This window comes from Marinobacter sp., assembly GCF_041687235.1.
Classification (GTDB): domain Bacteria; phylum Pseudomonadota; class Gammaproteobacteria; order Pseudomonadales; family Oleiphilaceae; genus Marinobacter.
In genome coordinates, this window is record NZ_JAWLCH010000035.1 from 1 (window position 1) to 5,069 (window position 5,069).

Here is a 5,069-nt window from a genome sequence, read left to right on the forward strand (position 1 = left end):
CCACAGGTTCACGACTCTGACGGCTTGCTGATTCACGACGAAGGCAGTGGTGAATGGTTGTGGCGACCACTGGTAAATCCCTCACGCCTTACCCTCGGTTATCTTCAGGTGAACCGTCTGGGTGGGTTTGGCCTCATCCAGAGAGACACCGCATTTCATCAGTTTGAGGACGCTGAAGCACGTTATGACCTGCGCCCGAGCGCCTGGATAGCGCCCAGGAAAGGCTGGACAGATGGCGAAGTTGTACTCGTAGAGATACCCACGGATTCCGAAACCAATGACAACATCGTCGCCTTCTGGAAGCCGGGAGTCGACACAAGTGCCGGCGCGCACCACCAGTTTGCCTATACGCTCAGCTTCGGTGGCCATGACGTGGCAGGGCAGGACACCGGGCAGGTGGTGAACACCTACGTGGGGGATGGTAATCGCACCGGCGGTGGCGATGCCGAAAATGCATTCCGCGTTATTGTGGATTTTGCCGGTGGGCCTCTGGAAACGCTCAAATCGGATGCCGCTGTGATCAGTAAGGTCAGCGAGGCAAGTGGGAGCGAGGGCGCTGAAATCATTGAGCAATATGTCGAATTTATTGACGCAGACAACCAGTGGCGTCTTTCGATGCTGGTGCGGCCCGGAAAAGGAAGGGAGCCGGTTCTTCGTGGCCAGTTACTTCTGGACGACAAGCCCCTGACGGAGGTCTGGACCTATCCGTTGTTCGAGGCTTCACGGGCCGCTCAGAACAGAAAATGAAGGGAAGGAGCCCTGAACATGCCAGAGAACCTGTGTCAGCAAGCGTTGGAACGGGTACTGACCTACCTGGACGATGATGGCGTCGTGTTGACAACGGATGCCTGCCGGCGAGCCCTGCGCCTTGTGGAAACGGCAATGGGGCAGGGCGACGGTCCGGACCTTCCGGCCCGGTGTGTTGACAGTATTCCGGAGTATTTCAATTACCCACACGCGCACATTCCGGATGCCACCCCACCGCTGAACCGTGGACGTATTGGCTATGACTGACATGGCCGCCAGGGAAGCCGCGTTGGCACGCAGGCGAACAGGTGGCTGGCGCCGCGTTGCCACCTTCAGGCGCCTGCTGTTGACGGTTTTCGTGCTGGGGCAAACTCTGGTTGCCTGCTACTTTCTGCTCTGGGTTTTACCGTACCACGGAGCCACCATGGTGGAGTTGGGGCTGCTGGTGCTCTTTGCGTTGCTGTACATGTGGATTGCCGTGGGCTTCTGGACGGCAGTTTTCGGTTTTGTCCTCAGGCTGATGGGTGGTGATCGCCACAGTCTCCTGAAGCGACACTCCGGGGAGGCCCTGAGGGCTACACCCCTGGCAAAAACAGCGATCATCATGCCGGTGTATCACGAGCCCGTGAAATGGACTCTCAGTGGGCTCAAGGCGGTGTACCAGGATCTTGAACGGTCCGGCCACCTCGACCACTTTGAATTTCACATTCTCTCGGACAGTCGGGACCCGGATGTCTGGCTTGAGGAACAGGCCACCTGGTACCAGCTTTGCCGGGAGCTCGGGGCAGACGGGCGACTGTTCTACCGGCGCCGGCGGGTGAACCTCAACTTCAAAAGTGGCAATGTAGCGGACTTCCTCCGCCGCTGGGGCCGCCGCTACCGCTATATGGTGGTTCTCGATGCCGACAGCCTGCTCAGCGCAGACACCATCCTGTGCATGGTGAAGCTGATGGAACGTGAGCCGAGTGTTGGCATCCTTCAGACTGCGCCCTCCGTCATCAATGCGGAATCACTGTTTGCGAGGGTGCAGCAGTTTTCCAACCGACTCTATTCTACGCTGTTTGCCACCGGCCTTGCCGCCATTCAAATGGGTGATGCCGCGTTCTGGGGGCACAACGCCATAATCCGGATCAAACCGTTTATGGGGCACTGCGGTCTGCGAAAACTTCGTGGCTTCGGCCTTTTTCGTGGTCCCATCATGAGCCACGATTTTGTAGAGGCGGCCTATATGGGGAGGGCCGGCTACGAAGTCTGGCTGGAGCCCGGTCTTGGCAACAGCTATGAAGAGTCGCCACCAACGCTGTCTGATGAACTGTCCCGTGACAACCGCTGGTCCCGGGGAAATCTCCAGCACCTCTGGATTCTGCTGTTCGAACGCCGGCTTCGCCTGGCCCACAGAATGGCCCTTCTCAACGGAGTGATGGCCTATATGGCGTCGCCTCTCTGGCTGGCATTCCTGATGCTGACGACCGTGGAAGCGGTACAGATGACCCTCGTGCGAATCGATTATTTCCCGGAAGGGCATCAGGGGCTGTTTCCGCTCTGGCCGGAATGGCGCCCGGAATGGGCCCTGGGCCTGGCCTTGAGCACCCTTTCACTGCTGTTTATCCCGAAATTCCTTGCCATCCTCGACGCGGTTATTCACGGGGCCGCCAGACAGTTTGGTGGCGTTATGCGGCTGTTTGTCAGCGTGCTGGCCGAAATCACGGTATCCGTACTGCTGGCACCGGTCAGAATGATGGCCCACAGCCGCTATGTGCTTGGCGGCCTACTAAACCTGTCCCTGAGTTGGGCCGGACAGAACCGCACCAAAGAAACTTCCTGGCGTGATGCCTTGCTGACCCAGTTTCCCGGAATGGTGGTTGCTGCCGGCTGGTCCGCGTTTGCCTGGAACCTGGATCCCATGTTTTTCCTCTGGTCGTTGCCGGTCGCTATTCCCCTGGTTCTGGCAGCTCCTACGTCGGTCTTGCTGAGCCGGGTTGGACCGGGCCAGTGCCTGCGTCAATGGGGCATGCTGGTGATACCGGAGGAACGGGTGCCCCCCCGGATACTGGAAGATGCACGTGAAGCCCGGCGCAGCGCCGGTAGCGAGCCGCTATTAACAGCCGTGCAGGAGGCCGTCGTTCGGCCGAGGCTCAATCGGCTGCATCAGGCCCTTGCCCGCAAGGACCGTCTTGCCCGGCGGGCAAAATTACTGGAGCCCCTGGTATCGCGCTTTGGCAGCGAAGGGCCGGGCACCTTGTCGCGGAGCGAACTCAGCCAGTTATTCCGTGACAGGCAGTCCCTGGCAGAACTGCACCAGCTTGCCTGGCGGGCACCACCGGATAGTTACTGGGCCCGATGCATCACCTTGCTGGGCAGAAACCAATGAAGCCGCGCGAGTGCAGGGACGATGTCATCAAGCCAGAGCCTGGTGTGATGCCCGGGGCGAATGTCCGAAGCATTACACTGATTGTCCTCACCTGTGTCGCGAGCCTGTACTTCATTGCCTGGGCCCAGGCAGTACTGCTGCCGCTGGTGGTGGCCATTCTTGTCAGTTACGCGCTGGATCCACTGGTGTCCGGCCTGGAAAGAATCCGGGTTCCCCGGCCCCTTGGTGCCGCAGTGGTTTTGAGCCTTTTAGTGATTACCATCGCCAGTGCGATTATTCCATTGCAACGGGAAACCATGGCGATACTTGAAAAGGTACCCCTGGCTATCGAGCAGTTCCAGCTCACTCAAATGCGGTCAGCGCCTGAAGAAGAAGGTGTCATTGACAGGGCGGAGAAAGTGGCCAAGCAGATTGAAGAGAGTGCAGGGAAGGATGAAGAGGACGATCAGCCGGAAGTCATGCGGGTCCGCGTTGTGGACGAGTCTTTCAATATCTGGAAATACCTGATGCAGGGCTCCTCAAGAATTCTGGTTCTGGTGTCCCAGGGCTTTGCTGCCTTGTTGCTGGTTTTTTTCATGCTCTCGGCGGGAAGGCTCTACAAGCGCAAAATCGTCAAGCTGTCGGGACCGTCCTTTCAGCGCATGCGCAAAGCCGCGCGGATCATGACCGAGTTCCACAACCAGGTTCGGCGGTTTCTTTTCGTGATGCTGCTGGGCGCTCTGTTCGTGGGTTTTTTCACCTGGCTGGCATTTCTTCTGCTCGGTGTGGAGCAGGCCGTTTTCTGGGGTGTGGTAGCCGGTGTGGCAAGTGTTGCTCCGTATCTTGGGCCCGCTATGGTCATGGTGGGGTCGGGTGTGGCGGCGTTTATTCAGTTTGGGACCATCGATATGGCTGTGATTGTTGCCGTGACGTCCCTTGTGATTACCAGCATTCAGGGCAACGTGCTGTTGCCGATGCTCACCAGTCGCGTCTCCAGCCTGAATGAGGTGGTCATTTTTATTGGTTTGTTGTTCTGGGGCTGGTTATGGGGCCCGGTGGGACTGATCATTGCAACACCGCTGCTGATGATCGTAAAAACCCTCTGTGACCACCTTGATAATTTACGGCCAGTGGGGGAGTTATTGGGGAAGTGACGGTGTCATGTCAACAATTGGGCAAATTTTAGCCTGTATATTGTTGACAATACTGTCTTCCAGGCGTAGATTTCGGATCAATCCAGTCACTATTGTTGACAAAAGATGTCCGAAGCTACCATCCAAACCTACACACGCGCCGACGAAGCCTTTGATTGTCTGCAAACGGCCATCGTAAAAGGCGAGCTTATCCCCGGCGAGAAAATCGGCGAAGTCGAACTCTGTTCCCGCTTCAATCTTACGCGCGGCCCTCTGAGGGAAGCCCTTGGCCGCCTTGAGTCCCGTGGCCTTCTGGTTCGCCGTCCCCACGCGGGGGTAAAAGTGGTGTCGGTCAGCGCATCCGAACTGATGGAGCTCTACCGAATCCGGGAAGTGATGGAAGGTCTGGCCGCCCGCCAGGCCGCCGAGCGCATGACAGATCAGGAAATTACCGATCTTAAGGCCACGCTCGATACCCACGAACGCATGATCGACGAAGCCCAGGGCCAGGCCTACTACCAGGCCGAGGGTGATTACGACTTTCATCACCGGATAGCCACCGGCAGCCGCAACACCAAACTTGCCCAGATGCTGTTGGGTGATCTTTATTACATGGTACGAATGTACCGCTACCGTCTCAGCACCTCCACCGGCCGCCCACATCGGGCGCTGGGTGAACACCGCCGTATCGTCGAGGCCATCGCCCAGCGCGATGGAGAACTCGCCGAATTTCTGATGAAAAGACACATCAACGCCGCCCGCCTGAACATCGAGAGAAAGATCCAGGAAGGCGAACTGACCATCTAACGTAGGTCGGATTAGCCGCAGGCGTAATCCGA

5 protein-coding genes are annotated in these 5,069 nt (G+C 58.0%); all 5 read left to right on the plus strand.

The features are described 5' to 3' along the window. Positions 1-747 (plus strand): glucan biosynthesis protein (locus tag ACESMK_RS19955; protein ID WP_373002407.1); only part of this gene is annotated, 747 nt, incomplete at its 5' end. Between the two features lie 18 nt (positions 748-765). Then, positions 766-1,014: a hypothetical protein gene (locus ACESMK_RS19960; RefSeq protein ID WP_373002410.1), complete on the plus strand. Its 249-nt coding sequence runs from the start codon at positions 766-768 to the stop codon at positions 1,012-1,014. After that, a complete protein-coding gene (gene mdoH, locus ACESMK_RS19965) occupies positions 1,007-3,118 on the plus strand; it encodes a glucans biosynthesis glucosyltransferase MdoH (RefSeq protein ID WP_373002413.1) in 2,112 nt (703 codons plus the stop codon). Before ACESMK_RS19960 ends, mdoH begins: the two co-directional genes overlap by 8 nt. Beyond that, positions 3,115-4,251 carry an AI-2E family transporter gene (locus tag ACESMK_RS19970; RefSeq protein WP_373002416.1) on the plus strand — a complete coding sequence of 379 codons (1,137 nt, stop codon included), beginning with the start codon at positions 3,115-3,117 and terminating at the stop codon, positions 4,249-4,251. Before mdoH ends, ACESMK_RS19970 begins: the two co-directional genes overlap by 4 nt. A gap of 105 nt (positions 4,252-4,356) precedes the next feature. After that, positions 4,357-5,037: a GntR family transcriptional regulator gene (locus ACESMK_RS19975; protein ID WP_373002418.1), complete on the plus strand. Its 681-nt coding sequence runs from the start codon at positions 4,357-4,359 to the stop codon at positions 5,035-5,037. The last annotated feature ends 32 nt before the right edge of the window (positions 5,038-5,069 follow it).